Origin of the sequence: Saccharibacillus sacchari, from assembly GCF_037722395.1 — a bacterium.
GTDB classification, from domain to species: domain Bacteria; phylum Bacillota; class Bacilli; order Paenibacillales; family Paenibacillaceae; genus Saccharibacillus; species Saccharibacillus sacchari_A.
Map to the genome: position 1 here is coordinate 1 of NZ_JBBKAR010000018.1, position 20,173 is coordinate 20,173.

A 20,173-nucleotide genomic window follows, 5' to 3' on the forward strand; every position below is an offset into this window, starting at 1 on the left:
AGTAAAACTTGCGCAGCAAGAGGCCGTTCCCCAATTCATCGGGAACGGCCCTTCTTTTACCTACCACCGGTCGTCAAGCCCAGCGGAGGGAGGGATTCAGTGTAGGAGCGTCAGCGTTCGCCTTTGAAATTGAGAAATCACCTTATAAAACTTCCAATCCGATTTCTCAATTTCAACACGCGACCGAAACGAATCCCTCCCGCAGCGCCACCCTTGCACGACTACCTCTCCGCCACCACACCAATATAAGAGCCTGACGAAAACTCATACAACCCCTGATCCGTCAACTTCAACTCCGGAATCACCGTCAACGTCAAGAACGACAGCATGAGGAACAAATTAAATTCTTTCGACGCCCCCAACCGAGGCAGTGCCCCATTTACCTCTCGCATCGTCGCATACACATCCTCGTACGGCTTGTCCGACATCAACCCACCTACAGGCAGTGCCAACGATGCAATCAACTCCCCGTTTTCCACCACAACCAGCCCGCCGTCCAATCGAACGACATGCTCGATCGCCGCCAAGATATCCGCGTCCGATGCGCCTACCGCCACGATATTATGCGAATCATGCGCGACCGTCGTCGCGATCGCTCCACGCTTCAGTCCGAATCCTCGCACGATCGCAGCAGCTGCATTCCCGGTAGCCCGGTGCCGTTCCGCGACCACCATTTTCAGCAGATCCCGTTCAATAGAAGGTTGGAAAAATCCGCCTTGCTCGTCGACCGATTGAATGCTGCGCTCCGTAATCAGACTGCCCGGCACGACTTCGATCACATGGCACTGCGCAGATCCGGCAGGCAACGCAATCTCGATATCGCCTAGCGTAACCGGTTTGGCATTGAGGTGAGGGAGTGCAATCCGTGATTTAGGCGCTTCGACAGGGATCGGCTGCCGCGATTGAAGCCACCAGGGAACCGTCGTGTCTTCTCCGTTTTCGTCAAGGTCAACGTTCAATCTCGCATCCCTTTTCCGATCGAACACGCAAAGCCCTTTTTTATACACCTGATGAATCGCCACGTCGTTCAGATCGTCCAGCAGCAGGAAGTCCGCCTGATAGCCGGGAGCAACAGCTCCCAGATGACGCAAGCCGAAGCATTCGGCCGCGTTCAACGTCGCCATCTGCACGGCCGTGATCGGATCAAGCCCTTCGGCGATTGACAAGCGTACGCAATGGTCGATGCTGCCTACCTCGATCAGATCGTCGAGCAGCACGTCGTCGGTGACGAACAGGCAGCGGCGCGAATTGCTGGGCGTGACGGCAGGCAGCAGCGCCTTCAGATCTTTTGCCACCGTGCCTTCGCGGATCATGAGATACATGCCCATGTCCAGACGGTCGCGGGCTTCCTGCACATTGACGGCTTCGTGGTCGGTACGGATATTCGCGGCGGCGTAAATATTCAAGTCTTCGCGTCCGATTCCCGCGGCATGGCCGTCGATCAGACCGCCGCCCGAGCGGATTGTGTCCAGCTTGGCGAGCATGCCGGGACTGCCGTTTGCGACCGAAGGGAAGTCCATCACTTCGGCCAATCCGAGTACGCGAGGGTCGGACAAGAACGGGGCGAGCTTGTCCGCATCCAATACCGCGCCGTTATTTTCGGTAGGGGTTGCGGGTACGCAGGAAGGCAGCATAACGAACAGATCCAGTGGAACCTGCTCAGCGTCATCCAACAGGTATTGAATGCCGTCGACGCCCGCTACGTTGGCAATCTCGTGCGGATCGGTAACCGCCGCGGTCACGCCGTGGCGCAGCGACACTTTGGCGAATTCCGAAGGCAGCAGCATGGTGCTTTCGATATGGACATGACCGTCGATAAACCCCGGCACGATAACGCGTCCGCTGGCATCGATGATTTCTTTTCCTTCGTACGAGCCGATTCCCGCAATGATTCCATCGACGACAGCGATATCGCCTTGCATCATTTCGCCTGTAAATACATTGACGATCACTCCGTTTTTGACGACGAGATCGGCTGGGAGACGTTTGGCGGCGACCTCGATTCGTTTGCTTAAAGTTGAAAGATTCGTTGGCATGGATAGGCTCCTTTTCACGTGATAGGCATGGAAACTTGTTAAGACAGTCGATTGAAAAATAAAAAATCCCGACCACAAAGCAAATGCGAACGGATATGAACCCATTCGAAAACACACCGCAGTACCTCGTCAACTCTAAAGGTAAAAAGTGTGCATTTGTTTGTAATCGAGACTTTACGGTTCCCGGTAGAGACCTCCGTACCTTATCTACGGAGTTATACGTGTATGCAATTGGTCGCGGTGATCGATTAGGGACGATTATATCAAGCCGCGAGACAAAGCTCAAGGCGAAAAGCCGTATCGCTCGAACGCGTAAGAATATTGCGACTTTTTGTGCGAATTTGGGTAAAAGGTAAAGAGCAGGCAAGACAACTGTTATTTTATTATCCCACCTTTAAGGAGAACCCACCTACATGAAACCTTGGAAAAACATGCTTTTGTCCCTAACCGTATCCGTTGGCTTACTGGCGTCTTCGGTTCCGGCTCTGGCGGCTACACCTACGGCGTCCGCACCGGATACGACCATTCAAGTGAACGGCAAAGCCATCGATTACGCGTACGGCGAAGCGATTGTCAAAAAAGGAATCACGCTCGTGCCCGTACGCCTGACGGTCGAAGCGCTGGGCGGCAAACTGCAAGACGTCAAAAACGGAACCGTGCGCATCGTCGTAAACGGCGAAACGGTTACGCTGAAGGACAAGGCGCAGCTGATCGGCGGCGTGTCGTTTATTCCGGTGCGTTCCCTGGCCGAAGTAGCGGGTTACGACGTTCGTTGGGATCGTCAGACCCGTACCGTGCTTCTGGTTTCGAAAGCTACGGGCGAGGCAGCGCGCGGCTTCCTATGGGAAGTGAAAAACGGACCGACAACGGTCTATCTGGTCGGTTCGATGCACATCGCGGACGATAGCTTCTACCCGCTGCGCGACGAGTTTGAAAAAGCGTTCGCCGAAGCGGATTACCTGGGCGTCGAGATCGATATCAGCAAAGCGGCCGACGAAGAGCAGCAGCAGATGATCAGCAAAATGGGCATGTACAGTGACGGAACCACGCTGAAAGACCATATTTCGGCCGGTACGTACAAGCAGCTCGGCGAACTTTTGAAAGCCAACGGATTGAAAGCCGACGCGTTCGATGCGTTCAAGCCGTGGGTGGTGGAGACAACGCTGGGCAGCTTGCAAGCTAGCGGTGCCGGATACGAAGCCGACGCGGGCGTCGATCTGTACTTTATCCAGCAAGCGGTCAAGAACAAGATTCCGGTGCTGGAGCTGGAAACATACGAATCGCAACTGGGCATGTTCGACGGTCTGTCCGACGGTCTTCAGGAACGTAATCTGAAGGCCGCGATCGAGAGCTTCGATACGATTGCCGACAGCACCGACGATATGGCGAAAATGTGGAAAAGCGGCGACGAAAAGGCTTTGCTTGAGATGACCAACAGCGTCGCGGAAGATCCCGAGTATTACAAAGCCCTGCTTGTCGATCGCAACGTCGGCATGGCGGACAAGATCGACGGCTATCTGAAAAGCGGCAAAGCGGAAGAGTATTTCATCGTTGTAGGCGCGGCGCATTATTTGGGCAACGACGGCGTGCTCAAGCTGCTCGAAGACAAAGGCTATACTATTTCGCGTAAGTAAAAAGAAAGCAATCTGCGCCATAACGAAAAAAGCCTGTCGATACTCCGATGCTGCAACCGGAGTCCGACAGGCTTTTTTTATGCAAAAGTCAACGCGTAGGCACCTGATCCTGTATGGCCCTGCTTCATCTTCGCGTCCGGTTCACGCCAAGTCGATCAGCACTTTCACCGTTCCCTGCGCGCCGATCGCTGTGTCGAAGGCTTCCGCGATCTCGTCCAGCTTGTACACGTGAGTTACCAATCCCGACAGTTTGGCATGATGCTTGGTGATATGGCCCACTACCGCCGCCAGATCTGCATGCGTATAACCGCTCGCTCCTTGCACCCGGACTTCTTTGGACATGATCTGTCCGAGGCTGAACGGAACTTCCTGTTTGTACACGGCGATGATCGCGATCCGCGCTTGCGGCTTGACGATCTCCATCACGGCTTTGAACAACGGAGCGGCACCTGCGGCATCGACAAAAGCATCGACGTCCGGCACATCCAGCCCATACACGTTCACTTGTCCGAAAAGAGCGGTCAGCCCGTCAGCCAGCGCGATTTTCGAGGTGTTGACGGTAAGGGCGCCCAACGCCTCGGCTTTGGCCAATCTCCATTCGTCGATATCGACCACGCATACGTCCGCGATGCCTTCGGCGATTAGGCTGGCGGCAGCCAGCAGCCCGATCGGTCCCGCGCCGAGAATAACGATATGTTCGCCCGGCTTCGGATCGACGCTGAAAGCCCCGTGTCGGCCTACGCTCATCGGTTCCAGCAATGCAGCAGCTTCCAGTGGTACCTCCGGCGCGAACGCGTAGAGGTTGTGATTCAGCGCCGCCTCTTCAACCACCACATACTGCGAAAAACCGGAGCATTCCAACGATTTGCGCCGCCCGGCCTTTTTAGCGGTAATCGGATTGATTCCGACATGCTGCCCGACCGAAATTTCCGAAGAAACTTCCGAACCGACCGCGACGACTTCGCCTGCCATTTCATGTCCGAACTCCGAGCCGAGGCTGATCCCAAGATTGCCACCGCCGGCTTTGACGATATTGATATCCGTTCCGCAGATGCCGCTGCGCAAGTTGCGAACGAGCACGTCTTTGGGGCCGATCTCGGGGAGTTCCTTTTCTACGATACGAATATTCGCTGTTCCTTCATATACCGCTGCTTTCATTTTGTTCATGTTTGCTCACTCCTTATCGGTAATGGTGCGACTTGCCCTCTATCCTGCCGGAGTGTTATAAATTCAAGATAAACAAAGTTCGGGAAGGAAAGGGGCAAAACGATGTCGGGAGCAGCGCCGGGGCCGAAAGTTCGCAGAGCGATACGCAAAAAGAAAAAAGGGAAGACTGCGGCGATTTCTATCGTCTTTTTGCTGATCCTTCTGGTTGCCGCCTGGAAAGGCATGGCGTTTTTCGGTTATGTACCGGATGTTCCGGGCGAAGAACAAGGGCGGATCATCGGCATTCACCCGGAGGTACAGGCCAAAACGAACGACTTGGTTGCGCAAGCGGCCGACCGGGGCATCGAGATTGTGATTACGTCGGATTTCCGCAGCAGCGAGGAGCAGGATCGGTTGTTCCGGCAAGGACGCGAAGACTCGGGGAATATCGTGACCAATGCGCGGGGCGGTCAGTCGTATCACAATTACGGTCTGGCTATCGATTTTGCGTTGCGTGACGGAAAAGGCGGCGTGGTGTGGGATATGGAAGTCGATCGCAACGGCAACGGACGCCCGGATTGGATGGAGGTCGTCGAGTTGGCGAAAGCGTTGGGCTTTGACTGGGGCGGCGACTGGGATCGTTTTCCCGATTACCCGCATTTTCAAATGGACTTCGGCTATACGCTGCGTCAGCTTCAGAACGGTAAAGTGCCTAAAGGCTCTCAGGTGGAAGCGATAAAGACCGATGATTGAAGCCGGATCAGGTATAGTCGTATTTTGAACCCGTAGGGAAGGTTAGTTGTTCGGAAGAAGCAAGAAAGTTACGATTTCCACTCCTTTTTGTCATCTTTTATTTTCTTTGTACGTCTCGGAGAAGCGTATAATTCGAACGGTGTAAATAAGCAGGGAATGAAAGGTGCAGCAGGAATGCAAAATACTTCAGGCAAGGCGATAGATGCAAAAAATCGGGCGACCTTATATTCCCCGAACATTCATGGACCCGGCAAGGCCGGGAAGCTGAAGGCCGAAGACGGGCGACGGCATATGTATGGATTGGACGGCCTTCGGGCTGTTGCGGTACTGGCGGTTATCGCCTATCACCTCGACCTCGGTTTTCTGCCGGGGGGATTGTTCGGGGTGGGGCTATTTTTCGTGTTATCGGGGTATTTGATTACGGATATTCTTCTTTCTCAATGGCATCGCACAGGCTCTATGAACCTGGCCGATTTCTATATTCGACGGGCAAGAAGGCTTCTGCCTGGCATGGTTGCCGTGATCGCCTCCATTATGATTTGGCTATTTTTCGCTGACCCAAACCGGCTGTCCGAGCTTCGTGGCGATATCGGCGCGGCAGCGTTATACATAAGCAATTGGTGGTACGTTTTTCATCACGTTTCTTACTTCGAAAGCTTCGGTCCGCCGTCGCCGTTCGGGCATTTCTGGTCGCTGGCGGTAGAAGAGCAATTTTATATCGTTTGGCCGTTGCTGTTGTTGCTGCTTATTCCCTTGATGCGGAAAAAAGGGCCGCTGCTGGTATTCATCATCGGGCTTGCGCTGCTATCTGCGGAAATGATGGCGTTATTATACAACCCGGATCTCGATCCAAGCCGTGTGTATTACGGAACGGATACGCGTGCTTTTGCACTGTTGGCGGGGGCTGCGTTGGCAGTCGTCTGGCCGAGCCAAAAGCTGTCTTCCGCGATCGGTCCGGGCGCACGGATCGTGATGGAGTTGATGGGGGCGGCTGCGTTGGCTTTCCTGCTCTACGCGATGCTGACCGGAAGCGAGTATGATCCTTCGCTGTATACGGGCGGCATGGCGCTGCAAGCCTTGTCGGCCGCGCTGCTTGTCGCCGCATTGGCACATCCGGCGTCTCTATTGGCCCGCGTGTTCGGAATCGCGCCTTTGCGTTGGATCGGGCGGCATTCGTACGGACTGTATCTGTGGCATTATCCGGTCATCGTCTTGACGACGCCGAGCGTGGACACGGGAGGGCTTAATCTTCTTCGCGTTGCGCTTCAATTGCTGGCGGTATTCGTATTGGCGGCTGTGTCGTTAAAATATATCGAAGATCCGATTCGCCGGCATGGATTCCGCGCCTTCGTATCCGGTCTGTGGAAACGCGGCAGACGCCGTTCGGGCCGTGTCGTGCTTTCCCGCACCGTTACGCTGATGAGTGCGGCGCTGATCGTGCTCGCGTTGGTTCGACTCACGCATACGCCGGAGTCTGCGACCACGGCCGACGTCGCCCAGCCTGCTTCGCAAAAGCAGGCGGCAGCTATTTCCAAAGAAACGGTGAAGACCGCAAAGCAGGGAAACAAACCGGCCTTGCCAAGCAGGCTGGGAGCTTCGGTCAACAGCACTCCGCCTGCTTCTACTCCTTCAAAAAAGGCGCAGAGCGAGCAGCCAGCCGCTAACACGGATACAGTGGCGTATACGGTGATAGGCGATTCGGTGATTCTCGACGCCAAGCCTTATTTGGAGGAAAGTATCGCGAAAGTCTTTGTGGACGGTAAAGTCGGACGGCAAATGTGGGAAGCGCCTGACCTGCTATCGCAGTTGGAAAGTCAGCAAAAGCTGGGTGGACGCGTCGTGATCGAACTGGGCACGAACGGTTCGTTCAATACGAAAAAGCTGAACGAAGTGTTGGACAATCTACAAAGCAAAGAGCGGATCTATCTCGTGACAGTGAGAGTGCCTCGCTCCTGGGAGCGTACCGTGAACCGTTCCCTGACCGAAGCGTCCGAGCGTTACAACAACGTCTCGCTGATCGATTGGTTTAGCGTCAGCGCGGGACATAACGATTATTTCTCGGAGGATGGCGTACATCTGACTCCTACGGGAGCGGAAGCTTTTGCGGCGCTGGTGAAGCAGGCGATAGAGAAAAAGGCTGCGATTCGTTCCTGAATCGCAATCTTGATGTACGGCTTCGCCGATGAAACAGAAGCAGGTTACGGAAAAAGCGCGGGCGACAAAAGGATGGGGTTGGAAACGGCCCGAATATCCCGTCTTTTCGCGCTTTTTTGCTCGATGCAAGCTATGCTTGAACCGCTGTATTTCCCGAACTCAAGCAGCGGTTGATATACAAAAAATCCGGCTCGGGCTACACTACAGTCATTCCAAAACAAGGAGCGATGGACATGTTCGACATGACGAAGATCGGCCTTAACATTGCACGTTTGCGCAAGGAAAGCGGAATGACTCAGATGGAGCTGGCGGATCGGTTGGGCATCAGTTATCAGGCGGTAAGCAGTTGGGAACGGGGGAGCACGATGCCGGATATTTCGAAGCTTCCTTTATTGGCGGATAGCTTCGGCGTGAGTATCGACGATATTTTGAGCGGCGGACGGGGAGCGGATCTGGTGCGTAAAATTGTATCGGGACCTGTCGAAGAAACGCTGCAACCGGGCGAAGTATCGGCGGAGGAGTTTCAGGAGCTGGCTCCGCTGCTGCCGTCCAAGCAAGCCGACGCCGTATTTGGCCGCACGGAGCAGCCGAGCGGGTTGGGCGAGCTGATCGCGGTTGCGCCTTTTATCAGCGAAGACGTACTTGGGGAATGCGCGCTGCGGGCTTTCGGTACGGTGGCGTTGTCGGAACTCGTGGCATTGGCTCCATTTTTGGATGAAAAAGCTGTGGACGAATTGGCGCTGCGCGCGTATGGAACGTCCGGGGTTTCGGGAATGGTCGCATTGGCTCCTTTTATGGATCGGGACCGACTGGACGCATTGGCGAGAGGGATAGCGGCCGATAGCGGCAAGGAGGGAGTAGCGGCGCCTGCACCACCGGCAGCTCCGTCTGCACCTGCCGAGGTCCACTCGCCGCAACCGGAGGATCGAGAAGAAACGGACGGGCCGAAAATGGGCAGCCATTCGTCTTCCTTCGCTGATCCGTCCCGCTAAGGAACTCGGATCATAGATGGCTGCGAAGAATCTCAAGCCCTGTCCGCAGCTCGTCACGGGATTCGGTTGACGATAACGCGACGCGCACATGCTGATCGCGCGACGCCGTTCCGACCAGAAAGCGCTCGGAGTGGAAAACCCGTACGCCTTTTGCCAGTAGGTCACTCTCGAAGCGCGAAGCATGGACCGGATTCGGCAGACGCAGCCAGCGGAAAAAGCTAAGCGGGTGGCCCGGATCGTCCGGTTGAGGAAAATAGTCGGCAAACAAATCGTTGGCGGATTTCGCCAGCGATTTTTTGTATGCGACAATTTCGGTTCCGCGCCCGGACGCGATAATCTCGGTGATGATCTCGGCGTCGAGCGAAGAGGTCTTGACGTTGACGTGGTAGATCGCCCGAAGCATCCGCTCGCGCATGGCTTCGCTGAAAACGACATAAGCGACGCGCAGACCGGAACAGATCGACTTGCTGGTGCTGCAAATATAGACGGTCTGCTCGGGTAGCATCTGACGGAGAGGAATGCCGTCTTCCGGCGTCGTACCGTGGAGCAGGGCCGCGTGAATATCGTCTTCGATGACGATAAGGCCGTGCTTTTCGATCACGTCGGCCAGCGCTTTTCGGCGTGCATTGGGGATGAAGATCGCGGTAGGGTTGCAGCACGACGGCATCAGGAACACACCTTGCAGCTCGGCATTCCGACAGCCGTTGTCCAACTCCTCCGGAAGCATGCCAAAGTCATCGCCGGGGATCGGAATCAGCTTGATACGCAGCGATCGCGCCAGCTCGATAAAGTTGGAGTACGTATATTCGTCCACGGCGATCCGGCTGCCCGGTTCGAACAGCGCAAGGAGCGTGATGGTCAGCGCGTTTTGCGCACCCGATACGATGGCGACCTGGTCGATGGTGGCTTTTATGCCCAGCGGCTCCATCCAACGGAGCGCGGCTTCTTTTTGATGCGGTATGCCGGCGGGGTCGTCGTAGTTGAGGAAGCGCTCGACGCCGACTTTTCCCGCTACTTTTTTCACGGCTTCGGCGATCATGAAGTTGCTCTGCTCGAACGAAGCCACCAAGCCGAAGTCGATACATTCCATAGGAACGCGGTCGCGCGAGATCGTGACGGAACGGACGGCATTGGTCGAGACGAACGTTCCGCTTCCGGTGACCGCGTGCAGCAGACCTTTCAACTCGCAAGTTTTGTAGGCACGCGTAACGGTCGTAAAATTGATATCGAGAAAGTCGGCCAGCTCCCGCTGCGGCGGAAGTTTGGTTCCCGGCGGCAGAAAGCCCTCCGTAATATCGCGTTCCAGCATCCGGGCCAGCGACAGGTAGATCGGACGGGTCAGCTCGCGCCGCTCGGGACGCCAGGACATCGGATAATCGACAAACGAATTGATCGGCATTCAGCACGTCACTCCCCGCAAAATTGTAATCCATACAATTATACAATTGATTGTATGGATTTACGAGCCTAAAATGAACAGGACAAGTTTACATGCGAGGAGAGGAATAGACGATATGAACGAAAATGCAACGAGTTCCAAAGCATTCCGCGCCGCGTTTCCGGTGACGCTGCCGATTCTGGCCGGTTTTATGTTCCTCGGAATCGCTTACGGCGTATTCATGAACGTATCCGGCTTCGGCGCCGGTTGGACGTTCCTGATGAGCCTGCTGATCTTCGCCGGTTCGATGGAATTCGTGGCGGTCGGATTGCTACTCGGAGCTTTCAATCCGCTGGGAGCGCTGCTGCTGACGCTGATGGTTAACGCGCGGCATTTGTTTTACGGCATCTCGATGCTGGAAAAGTATAAAGGAACAGGCTGGAAAAAGCCCTATCTGATCTTCGGCATGTGCGACGAGTCGTTCTCGATCAATTACTCGGCCAAAATTCCGGAAGGCGTGGACCGGGGCTGGTTTATGTTCTTCGTGACGCTGCTCAACCATGCGTATTGGGTAGCCGGGGCGACGATCGGAGGCGTGCTGGGTTCGTTCGTGAACTTCGATCTGAAAGGCTTGGAATTCGTGATGACCGCGTTGTTCGTCGTCATCTTCGTCGAGCAATGGATGAAGCAAAAAATACACGATAGCGCCGTGATCGGCATCGTCGTCTCGGTGCTGGGCCTGATCCTGTTCGGACCGGACCGCTTTATCATTCCTTCGATGATCGCGATCCTGGCCGTACTGACCCTGACGCGCAAAGCTTTGGAACGTAAAACGGCGCAAGCCGAAGAAGGAGGTGCGGCATGATCATGACCGTCAGCCAACAAATCGTCATGATCGCCGTCGTCGTGCTCGGCACGATGGCGACGCGCTTCCTGCCGTTCCTCATTTTCCCGCCCGGCCGCCCGACGCCCGAATACGTCAAATACCTCGGCCGCGTCCTACCCGCCGCCGCAATCGGCCTATTGGTCATCTACAGCCTGAAAGACATCAACCTGCTATCTTCGACCCACGGCCTGCCCGAACTGGTCTCCGTCGCTGTCGTCGTATGGCTGCACATCTGGAAAAAGAACATGTTCCTCTCCATCGCCGCAGGCACGATCCTGTACATGATCTTGATCCGTCTATGACGCGGATAGCATAAAGAAAGCCAGGCCCGAAAAGCTCGAATCCGAGCGCCCTACGATCGGATTTTCGGAAATAAGTGCGTATATGCACTTAATTTCCTCGAATTATTCCGTTTTCAGATAATAGATGTGTATATGCGCTTAATTACTCTGTACAGCGATCTTTCACGCGTTTTTTCTTCAAATAAGTGTATATACACACTTATTTGAAGATTCGAGAGCAAATCCAGCGAAATAAGTGTATTTGCGCACTTATTTCAACCCCTCCCGCTCAAACAATTCCCACTTACACCCTTTCGAAAAAGTGAATTTCGGACGCCTGCGCTAACGAATTTCTCTCGCAAGGCTCCCGCATCACCCGAACTTTTTCCGCGAACAAGATTCCCGAAAAAGTTACGCGTTTCCCTTTCTCAACATGTCCACGTGAGGAATCCCGTCTTCCGGGTACACCTCGGAAATCGGACGGAAGCCGAACGAGCCGTAGAACTTTTCCAGATAGTGTTGCGCTTGAATCTTGATCTCCTGTTCGCCCAACTCTTCCGTCAAAAAAGCGATGGCCCGTGTCATCAGCTCCTGCGCCAATCCCTGCCCCCGGAAGGCGTCGTTCACCAACACGCGTCCGATCGAAGATTGCGTATACGCCACGCCCGGAGGAAGCAATCGGCAATAGGCTGCGATCTGTCCGTCTTTTTCCGCAAAAAGATGATGGCACTGCGGGTCTTTGCCGTCGATCTCGGGGTACAGGCAGTTCTGTTCCAGCATAAAGACGCCTACCCGTTCCCGAAGAATCCGGTAAAGTTCGTCGCCGCCCAATTGTTCAAAAGATTTTAAATGCCACTGCATGTCTGCTGCCCCCTGTGTATAATTTAATGTAAATACGCTGAAAGAAGCATACAATAATTTTATTGCGTTTGCAATAAAAGGGGGACGTCATGGGCAATATTTTACGGGAGGTCGGGGCGATCGCGAGATGCTTCGAATCTATTTCCAACATCGAATTCAAGCCATATGGCCTTTCCAAAAACCAATATATCTATCTGGTGCGCATTTGCGAAAATCCGGGCATCATTCAGGAAGAGATCGTTTATATGGTAAAAGTGGACCGTTCGACAGCCTCGCGCGCGATCGAGAAGCTGGAACGTGACGGCTTTATCCAGAAAGAGCAAGAGTCCGATAACCGGAAGAACAAAGCGTTGTATCCAACGGAAAAGGGCAAAGAGATGTACGAGTTTCTTCGCAAAGAAGACGATTACTCCAACTCCGCCGCAGTCAAAGGACTGAGTGCCGAAGAGCAGGAAACGCTGCTGCAATTGCTGCAAAAGGTACGCGCCAACGTCGAACCGGATTGGGAAATGGTGAAGAACGGCGGCAGCCGGGAATATTAGGGCGGAGCCAAACGTCGGATGACCATTGAAAAGGAGTCGCAAAATGAATCTGAAACTGCATTCGCTGAAATATGGCAATATCGCGCATTACGATTGGGAAATGACGTTGCTTGAAGAACGGGAAGGCTTTCTGATTGCGGAGGGAAAATCCGGGCGGCAGTTGAAGCATTATACGAAAGGGCAAACGTTCACCATCCCTCACGCTTCGTTGGAAGTGTATGCGCTGCAAGAAGGATTCACGGTCAGCTTCGATATTTTGGACGGTGACGTGATCTCGATCTATTGCAATGTGTCGGAACCTTGCATTCACGACGGGGCCGACGTCTCGTTTATTGACTTGGATCTGGACCTGCTATGGAACAAAGCGTTGGGGTGGCATGTGGTGGATGAAGAAGAGTTTGAAGACAATCGTCGCAGACTGAATTACCCGGATCATGTGGCGGCGTATGCACGACAGGCGTTGCACGATTTGCAGGAGCGTACGCGCCGGAAGGCATTTCCTTTTGACGGTAGCTTGAATGACAAAATCGCACAGATCGCGGCTGGGACCGGGAAGTAGAGCCGTTAATTATACGCAGTCTTGATGCGAGTTTCACGGGCGCTTCCAAATGTATCCATGATAACGACGCAAGCCAAAAGCTTCGTCGTTTTTTTTGTTTTGTCGTTGTAGTGTATGAAAATAAGTGAAAAAAGTTCGATTTTTTGCAACATTCATTTATTACAGTGTTTACATATAGAAAGAAAAGGACTATAATCAACTCAAAAGTTGCGCCGGGGAAACATTCGTGCGTAAGGGGAACAAATGTAACGCAAGGAAATATAGAGTTAATAGGAAAAAGAGATAGAGATGAAGAGGTGAGGAGTCATGGAGAGAGACATGGAAAGAAAAGCCGCACGTCAGAGAGAAAAAGCACCGAATGAGCTGGCCGGTCGGCAGGCTGAAGCGAGAACCCGGACCGAGCTGGCCGCACAGGCCGTTTTGAACGGAGAAACCAAAGGATTGAAACGGCTGCTGCCGTTCCTCGGCCCGGCTTTTATCGCGGCTGTTGCTTATATTGACCCGGGTAACTTTGCGACCAATATTACAGCGGGATCGCAGTACGGCTATATGCTGCTCTGGGTGATCTTCGGATCGAACCTGATGGCTGTATTGATTCAAGCGTTATCGGCGAAGCTTGGGATCGCGACAGGACGCAACTTGCCGGAGGTCGCACGCGACCGCTTCCCGAAAGGCGTCTCGATCTTCCTGTGGATTCAGAGCGAATTGGTCATTATCGCGACCGACCTGGCGGAATTTATCGGGGCGGCACTGGGCTTGTACCTGATCTTCGGTATTCCGATGCTGCCTGCGGCGTTGATCACGGCTGTCGCTTCGTTCGCTATTCTGGAGCTGCAACGCCGCGGCTTCCGGGCGCTTGAAACAGGGATCGCCGGGATGGTCGTCGCCGTCGTATTGGCGTTCGCGTTCCAGGTATTTATGGCAAAACCGGATATGGGCGCGGTAGCGATGGGGATCTTCACGCCGCAGTTCCAGGGCACGGAAAGCATTATGCTCGCGGCAGGGATTTTGGGCGCGACAGTGATGCCGCACGCGATCTACCTGCACTCGTCGCTGACGCAAAACCGGATCGTCGGCCGTAACGAGGAAGAGAAGAAAAAGATTTTCCGGCTTGAATTTTTCGATATCGTGTTCGCGATGGTCGTGGCCGGCGCGGTGAATATGGCGATGCTGATCATTGCGGCCGCTTTGTTTTTCAAAAATGGGCTTGTCGTGGAAGAACTGGATCAGGCATTTATTCATTTCCGAGAACTGGCTGGGCCTGCGACGGCTATCTCGTTCGGCTTGGGTCTGCTGATTGCGGGCCTGTCGAGTTCGTCAGTGGGTACGATGTCGGGTGACGTGGTTATGCAAGGCTTTATCAATAAACGCATCAACTTGTACCTGCGCCGGGCGATCACGATGACGCCGCCGCTGGCTCTGATCATTTCGGGTATTGACGCGACGCAGGCGCTGGTTACCAGTCAGGTGATTTTGTCGTTCGGGATCGCGTTCGCGCTTGTGCCGTTGATGATGTTCACAGGTGACCGGAAACTGATGGGCGGGCTGGTGAACCGGCCGATCACGAAGATTCTGGGTTGGGCGATTGCGGCGCTGGTGATTGCGCTGAACGTGTTTTTAGTGGTGGAGAGTTTCTGAAGACGGGGTTGAAAATCCTGTTCGCTGGGGGCGGGCGCTGCGGGAGAAATTCAGTTCAAGACGCTGTCTCGCCTCATAAAGCCTTCGGCTTTACGGGCTCAAAGGCGTCTTTCACTGAATTTCTCCCTCCGCTGGGCTTCCCCGGAAGGGCGGGTTTTCAAAAGCGTCTTCAGCTTGGGGATGCTGTAGGGGAAGGATTGCTTCGCTTGGTGAGGGGAGCTTGGATAGGGCTTGGAGGGTCTGGATTTTGCGTTATGGAGAATCTGGATGTTGTTCGTTCAAATCATATAGTGTTGCAGGGGACCTTTTTCGCTATGCGGGGGAGGTTTTTTGTTTGGGGGGGAATTCAGCACGCATTTGGCGGGAAGTGTTTCGATATGTCGTTAGGAACGTAAATTGAATGTAAAGTCTGCTGGGTGGTATGATGGGGGTTCGAAGTTGCCAAGTCACGCAAAAGGGCGGCTTTGCCTGTTTGGCAGGACGTATTGACTTCAAGATGAACTCGGAGGAATAGGGATGGAAAGATGGAAAACGAAAGCCTCGATGAGGCATACGGCTGTTTGTTTTATAGGTTTCGGCGTGCTTACCGTGGCTTTTGTGCTGATCGCGATGTTGGTCAGTTCGGGCAGTCAGGGCGTTATTGATTTTGACCATAAATGGATCGGGCGGATTCAGGGGCAGGAAGCACCGGGATGGACGGCTACGGCAGAGACGCTATCCTGGATCGGGTCTACGAAAATCGTTATCGTTTTGGAAGCGATTCTGCTGTTGTTCCTGCTATTCGTGCCGCGTCTTCGCTGGGAACCGCTGCTGGTGTTGGTGGCGACCGGAGGAAGTGCGCTGATCAATATTTTGCTTAAAAACTTGTTCCAACGCGAGCGTCCGGATATCAATCGCCTGGCTCAGGAATATTCATTCAGTTTCCCGAGCGGCCATTCCATGGGGGCATTCGCGCTCTACGGCATTTTGGCTTATCTGCTCTGGCGCATGATTCGCCCTCGTGCCCTTCGAATCGTGGCTCTCGTCCTGTGCATTCTGCTGACCCTGACCATCGGTCTCAGCCGCATCTACCTCGGCGTCCATTACCCGAGTGACGTCATCGGCGGCTACGTTGCCAGCGGCGCATGGCTGGCTCTGACCATCGGCGTCTTCGAATACTGGCGCCACCGCAAACAACGCCGCCTCGGCGGCCGCACCGAAGCCGAACGCCAAGAGAATATGCGCGGCGACGGAATTTTGTCGTAAGCAAGGCTTGAAGCGGTATGAAAGGCTAACATAATTGAATGCTGTTATCCAGTATGTTAACCGCGTTCGATATACATTCATGTTAGCGTACGGGTCTTAAACTAAAAAAGGACACCATTCTCCCCAGAGAGAACGGTGTCCTTTTTTCATAATGAATAACCCCTTATTCAATGTCAATCAGCTGTACCTACAGCCGGAAGCCTAAGGCCAATGTAAAAATTCAGCGAAAGACGCCTTTGAGCCAATAAAGCCGAAGGCTTTATTAGGCGAGACAGCGTCTTGAGCGAATTTTTACATTGGCCGCCCCAAGCTTCCCCCAGCGCATAGAAGTTACAGCTGCGCGACGAGAATCTTCGCGAATGCTTCGACGAATTCCTTATCCGTTTCGTCAAACCGCGCATGCTCCGGGCTGTCGATATCCAGCACGCCGATCAGCACGCCGTTTTCCTTAACCAACGGAACGACAATCTCGCTGTTCGTCGCCGAATCGCAAGCGATATGGCCCGGGAACGCATGCACGTCCTCGACAAGCTGGGTTTCGCGCGTTTGCGCAGCGGTACCGCATACGCCTTTGCCCATCGGAATACGGATGCAGGCCGGCAGACCCTGGAACGGGCCGAGTACGAGTTCTTTTCCGTCATAGAGATAGAAGCCGGACCAGTTGGTGTCGCTGAGGCATTGGGCGAGCAGCGCGGAAGCATTGGCCAGATTGGCAATGCGATCCGGCTCGCCGTCGATCAGGGCTTTCAATTGGGACAGCGCGGTCGCATAGTTGTCTTCGCGCGACCCGGCGTAGGCTTTCGTTTCAAACATGGGCGTGAGCCTCCTTCATAAACGTATCGTTTCGAAAAATGTCGATTGCGCGAGGCAAGCGATTAAGCCGAATATCGTGTATCCAGTATTCTTAATTAAGGCCTTTTCCGGTGTAAATGTCAATGGAACTGTACGTCGTATCCGTAGAATGCAGAGTCGATTTAGCCTCATGCAAGTTGTGGAGCCGGGTGTTTCCTACATTAAACGGACGGGTAAATAGTGGGTAACTCAAACGCTGCGTATTTTGCCGAATGCGGGTAGATCAAGTCGGATATGCCTATGCAATCGAAGGTTAAGGGATGCGACAGTCGTTCACAGAATGGAGGAGGAGCGATATGCAGGCTGCAACTCAGAACTTATTCATCAGGATTCACCTGCTGCATTATGCGGAGGAGCAAGACATCTCGATCCGTGAAGCGCTACCCAAACTGGAGCGTGCCGGCTATCGGGTCGCAGACCGGGAGGTTAAGCAGGAATTGGAGAATCTGGCGGCTGAGAATTTGCTGACCGCCCACGGTGAGGAATTCACGTTGACCGGAGCCGGGATTACCGAACTGCGCAAGGTTCGTCACTCGCTTGGCAGCATGTGTTCGGAAGTGCTGACGGAAAGCCAGACCGCCAAGGCGGCAGGAGCCTGAGAGAGAACGGCCCGATGACTCTTTACGTGGTGAGGTAAGCCGCTCGGAGCCGAGGCTTCTGAAGCGGGTGCATCCCCGAATTCGTCTCCATGGAGCGGATTCGGGGATTTTTGCCGTGTAGAAAAAAGCTGTACCGCTCGGCTTCCGTGTTAGAATGGAAAGACGTGCCATCGCGCTTTGGGTCGAAACATGATCGGGATCGCGCGAGCATCAAGACTTTGGAACGGGAGGCTCTTAACGCTGTGGAACAACTGCAAGACAAACGAAAATACGTGCTAGCGGGGCTGATGCTTTCCACCTTTTTGGCGGCGGTAGAAGGTACGGTAATTAGTCCGGCTACGCCGTCGATCGTGGGCGAGTTCGAGGCGGCTTCGCTGATGAGTTGGGTATTTGCCGCTTATTTGCTGACGATGGCCGTTACCACGCCGATCTTTGGCAAGCTTAGCGATTTATTTGGACGCAAGCCGATCTTCCTGTTGGGCTGTATCCTGTTTATTGTGGGCTCGGCGTTGTGCGGATTTGCCGGAGGCATGGAGCAGTTAATCGCTTTCCGTGCGCTGCAAGGGATTGGAGCAGGTGCCGTAATTCCGGTGACCTATACCATCGTAGGCGACTTGTACAAAATGGAGGAACGCGGCAAGATTCAGGGGATGATCAGTTCCGTCTGGGGCATCGCATCGCTGGTAGGTCCGCTGCTCGGCGGTTATCTGGTCGATACGTTCTCCTGGCGCTGGATCTTCGGGATCAACGTTCCGTTCGGCCTGTTGGCGGTGCTGTTCATTATGCTGTTTTTGAAAGAAGAGCGTATGCGGAAAAAAGCGCAGATCGACTGGGCCGGCGCCGCAACGTTCACGATCGGGATGACGGCTCTGTTGCTTGCGCTGACTTCCGGCGGACAGTCCGCTTCCTGGAATTCGCCATTGATGATCGGTCTGCTTATCGGTGCGGTGCTCATGCTGGTCGTATTCGTATGGATCGAGAGCCGCGCCGCGGAACCGATGGTACCGCTGAAGCTGTTCCGTATTCGGGATATTACCTTTTCCAGCATTGCGGCGATCTTCGTTAGCACCTTGCTGATCGGTCTGACCACCTATATCCCGCTGTGGGTACAGGGCGTGCAGTTGGGAAGTGCGGTGCTGTCCGGTATGCTGCTGGCGCCGATGTCGTTCACCTGGATCGTCGGATCGTTTATAGGCGGGAAAATGATTGCGAAAAGCGGCGCACGCGGCGCGGCCGTTATCGGGTTGTCCGCATTGGTATTGGGAAGCGCGGGCGTGGCTTTGATGGGAGGAACGGCGCCCGTCTATGTGCTTCCGCTGCTCATGCTCGTACTGGGCTTGGGCTTCGGTATGTCGCTGACGGTATTCACGATCGTTGCGCAGTCTTCCGTCGGCCATTCGCTGCGAGGAGCTTCGACGGCACTGAATACTTTCCTGCGTACGCTCGGGCAGACGCTCGGCGTGGCCTTCTTCGGGACTTTCCTGAACGCTTCGCTGCTGTCGGACCGAGGCGCATCAGGCGCCACGGAGGCAGAGATTAATCAGCTGTTGTCCGAACACGGACGTGCCGAACTGCCTGCCGAGAAGCTGGCTAGCCTATCCGGCGTACTCGAAGGCGGATTGCATCAACTGTTCATTGTGATGTTGGTCTTGACGGCGCTCGGTCTGCTGGCCGTCATTCCGTTGAGCAAGCGTCCTCCTGCGCCGCGTGAGTAGCGGGTGGAGGCGGAACGACCGTCAAGACGCTTCCCAAACGTATTCCCGATAAAAATAAAAAGACGATTTTCCGATCCGAGGCGTAGTTTCGAGCCCTGACAGAAACAGGCTTAACACGGCGCACCCGGATACGAAAAATCGTCTTTTTATCATCCCGGCAAACATTGAGAAAAATTTCACTTAACAAGCAACCACGAACCTCGAAAAACTCCCATCGCCGGGACGCCGCGTTATTTGCGTGCCGACGGAGACAATCTTTCCGCTTCCATGCCCATTTTTTTGAGCAGCGAGATCAGTTGAAGCTTTTCTTCTTCTTCCAGACCGCTCAGCGCATTCGTGAGACGTTCTGCGTAATTCGGATAAGCTTCGTCCATCAAGGCGCGTCCTTTTTCCGTCAGATCGGCATAGATAACGCGGCGGTCGGTCGGGCAAGGGTGACGCACCAGCATGCCGTGACGCTCCAGCTTGTCGATCACGTAGGTGACGTTGCCGCTTTGCAGCAGGAGCTTGGCTCCGATTTGTTGAATAGGCTGTTGGCCTTTGAAATAAAGAACTTCGAGAACGGCAAACGCCGTAGGGTTGAATCCTTGAATTTTGCTGCCGCTTACGGCATGTTCGTTGACGCTTTTGAACGATTTGGCGAACACCCGGTACAGATGCAGCGACAGTTCGGTATCGCGTGCCTGAGCATGAATCATTGTGCCTCCGCCTTTCAAATTATGGTAGATGAATTATATTTATCTTAATTCAGGAACATTGCTTTCGAACATGTCATTTGTCACAGTTATTCATTTTTAATTATTTAAATTTTTGTGTTTTCACCGAAGTTTCAAATTTGAAGTGATGGCGCGCATAGGAGAAGGTTATCGAAAAAAGAAACAAAACGTTGGAGGAGCCGTAAT

General features: G+C 54.1%; 18 protein-coding genes and 1 riboswitch. Of the genes, 12 read left to right on the forward strand and 6 right to left on the reverse strand.

Features of this window, described 5'->3' with window-relative positions; translation table 11 throughout:
- Nucleotides 1-221: 221 nt before the first annotated feature.
- Entirely contained in the window at nt 222-2,036 is a 1,815-nt protein-coding gene (gene ade / locus WKI47_RS05780) for an adenine deaminase (protein WP_340226225.1), read from the reverse strand.
- Nucleotides 2,037-2,179: 143 nt separating this feature from the next.
- Nucleotides 2,180-2,279, reverse strand: a riboswitch (purine riboswitch).
- 170 nt (nt 2,280-2,449) lie between these two features.
- Here ade and WKI47_RS05785 point away from each other — a divergent pair.
- On the forward strand, nt 2,450-3,670 hold the full coding sequence (locus tag WKI47_RS05785) for a TraB/GumN family protein (protein ID WP_340226226.1): 1,221 nt from the start codon (nt 2,450-2,452) through the stop codon (nt 3,668-3,670).
- Between the two features lie 141 nt (nt 3,671-3,811).
- Here the strand turns inward: WKI47_RS05785 and WKI47_RS05790 are convergent, their stop codons facing one another.
- On the reverse strand, nt 3,812-4,837 hold the full coding sequence (locus WKI47_RS05790; RefSeq protein WP_340226227.1) for a zinc-dependent alcohol dehydrogenase: 1,026 nt from the start codon (nt 4,835-4,837) through the stop codon (nt 3,812-3,814).
- Nucleotides 4,838-4,939: 102 nt separating this feature from the next.
- Between WKI47_RS05790 and WKI47_RS05795 the strand changes: the two genes are divergently transcribed.
- The 3 genes from WKI47_RS05795 (at nt 4,940) to WKI47_RS05805 (ending at nt 8,715) form a co-directional block, all read left to right on the forward strand.
- The gene (locus WKI47_RS05795; protein WP_425355437.1) at nt 4,940-5,569 is read left to right on the forward strand and encodes a M15 family metallopeptidase; all 630 of its coding nucleotides are present in this window, start codon (nt 4,940-4,942) and stop codon (nt 5,567-5,569) included.
- A 174-nt stretch (nt 5,570-5,743) separates the two neighbouring features.
- On the forward strand, nt 5,744-7,723 hold the full coding sequence (locus WKI47_RS05800; RefSeq protein WP_340226228.1) for an acyltransferase family protein: 1,980 nt from the start codon (nt 5,744-5,746) through the stop codon (nt 7,721-7,723).
- A gap of 233 nt (nt 7,724-7,956) precedes the next feature.
- Nucleotides 7,957-8,715 carry a helix-turn-helix transcriptional regulator gene (locus tag WKI47_RS05805; RefSeq protein ID WP_340226229.1) on the forward strand — a complete coding sequence of 253 codons (759 nt, stop codon included), beginning with the start codon at nt 7,957-7,959 and terminating at the stop codon, nt 8,713-8,715.
- 10 nt (nt 8,716-8,725) lie between these two features.
- Here WKI47_RS05805 and WKI47_RS05810 read toward each other — a convergent pair whose 3' ends face one another.
- On the reverse strand, nt 8,726-10,114 hold the full coding sequence (locus WKI47_RS05810; protein ID WP_340226230.1) for a PLP-dependent aminotransferase family protein: 1,389 nt from the start codon (nt 10,112-10,114) through the stop codon (nt 8,726-8,728).
- Nucleotides 10,115-10,229: 115 nt separating this feature from the next.
- On the opposite strand from WKI47_RS05810, the gene azlC reads away from it, so the two are divergent.
- Together azlC and WKI47_RS05820 are read left to right on the forward strand one after the other, a co-directional pair.
- Nucleotides 10,230-10,958, forward strand: coding sequence for an azaleucine resistance protein AzlC (azlC, locus tag WKI47_RS05815; protein ID WP_340226231.1), 729 nt, complete (start codon nt 10,230-10,232; stop codon nt 10,956-10,958).
- Entirely contained in the window at nt 10,955-11,281 is a 327-nt protein-coding gene (locus WKI47_RS05820; protein WP_340226232.1) for a branched-chain amino acid transporter permease, read from the forward strand. Before azlC ends, WKI47_RS05820 begins: the two co-directional genes overlap by 4 nt.
- Nucleotides 11,282-11,671: 390 nt before the next feature.
- On the opposite strand, the gene WKI47_RS05825 is transcribed toward WKI47_RS05820, so the two are convergent.
- Entirely contained in the window at nt 11,672-12,121 is a 450-nt protein-coding gene (locus WKI47_RS05825) for a GNAT family N-acetyltransferase (protein ID WP_340226233.1), read from the reverse strand.
- A gap of 89 nt (nt 12,122-12,210) precedes the next feature.
- Here WKI47_RS05825 and WKI47_RS05830 point away from each other — a divergent pair, with 89 nt between their 5' ends.
- The 4 genes from WKI47_RS05830 (at nt 12,211) to WKI47_RS05845 (ending at nt 16,105) form a co-directional block, all read left to right on the forward strand.
- The gene (locus WKI47_RS05830) at nt 12,211-12,663 is read left to right on the forward strand and encodes a MarR family transcriptional regulator (RefSeq protein ID WP_340226234.1); all 453 of its coding nucleotides are present in this window, start codon (nt 12,211-12,213) and stop codon (nt 12,661-12,663) included.
- A gap of 43 nt (nt 12,664-12,706) precedes the next feature.
- Nucleotides 12,707-13,222, forward strand: a complete 516-nt coding sequence (locus WKI47_RS05835) for a DUF402 domain-containing protein (protein ID WP_340226235.1) — start codon at nt 12,707-12,709, stop codon at nt 13,220-13,222.
- A gap of 318 nt (nt 13,223-13,540) precedes the next feature.
- Nucleotides 13,541-14,860 carry an Nramp family divalent metal transporter gene (locus WKI47_RS05840; protein ID WP_340226236.1) on the forward strand — a complete coding sequence of 440 codons (1,320 nt, stop codon included), beginning with the start codon at nt 13,541-13,543 and terminating at the stop codon, nt 14,858-14,860.
- Between the two features lie 516 nt (nt 14,861-15,376).
- Nucleotides 15,377-16,105, forward strand: a complete 729-nt coding sequence (locus WKI47_RS05845; protein WP_340226237.1) for a phosphatase PAP2 family protein — start codon at nt 15,377-15,379, stop codon at nt 16,103-16,105.
- A 330-nt stretch (nt 16,106-16,435) separates the two neighbouring features.
- Here WKI47_RS05845 and WKI47_RS05850 read toward each other — a convergent pair whose 3' ends face one another.
- Nucleotides 16,436-16,918 (reverse strand): GAF domain-containing protein, encoded by a 483-nt coding sequence (locus WKI47_RS05850; protein ID WP_340226238.1) that lies wholly within the window; start codon nt 16,916-16,918, stop codon nt 16,436-16,438.
- 335 nt (nt 16,919-17,253) lie between these two features.
- Here WKI47_RS05850 and WKI47_RS05855 point away from each other — a divergent pair, with 335 nt between their 5' ends.
- Nucleotides 17,254-17,556 (forward strand): hypothetical protein, encoded by a 303-nt coding sequence (locus WKI47_RS05855; RefSeq protein WP_340226239.1) that lies wholly within the window; start codon nt 17,254-17,256, stop codon nt 17,554-17,556.
- A 287-nt stretch (nt 17,557-17,843) separates the two neighbouring features.
- Nucleotides 17,844-19,271 (forward strand): MDR family MFS transporter, encoded by a 1,428-nt coding sequence (locus WKI47_RS05860; RefSeq protein WP_340226314.1) that lies wholly within the window; start codon nt 17,844-17,846, stop codon nt 19,269-19,271.
- 230 nt (nt 19,272-19,501) lie between these two features.
- Here WKI47_RS05860 and WKI47_RS05865 read toward each other — a convergent pair whose 3' ends face one another.
- Entirely contained in the window at nt 19,502-19,969 is a 468-nt protein-coding gene (locus tag WKI47_RS05865) for a MarR family winged helix-turn-helix transcriptional regulator (protein ID WP_172245215.1), read from the reverse strand.
- Between the last annotated feature and the right edge of the window lie 204 nt (nt 19,970-20,173).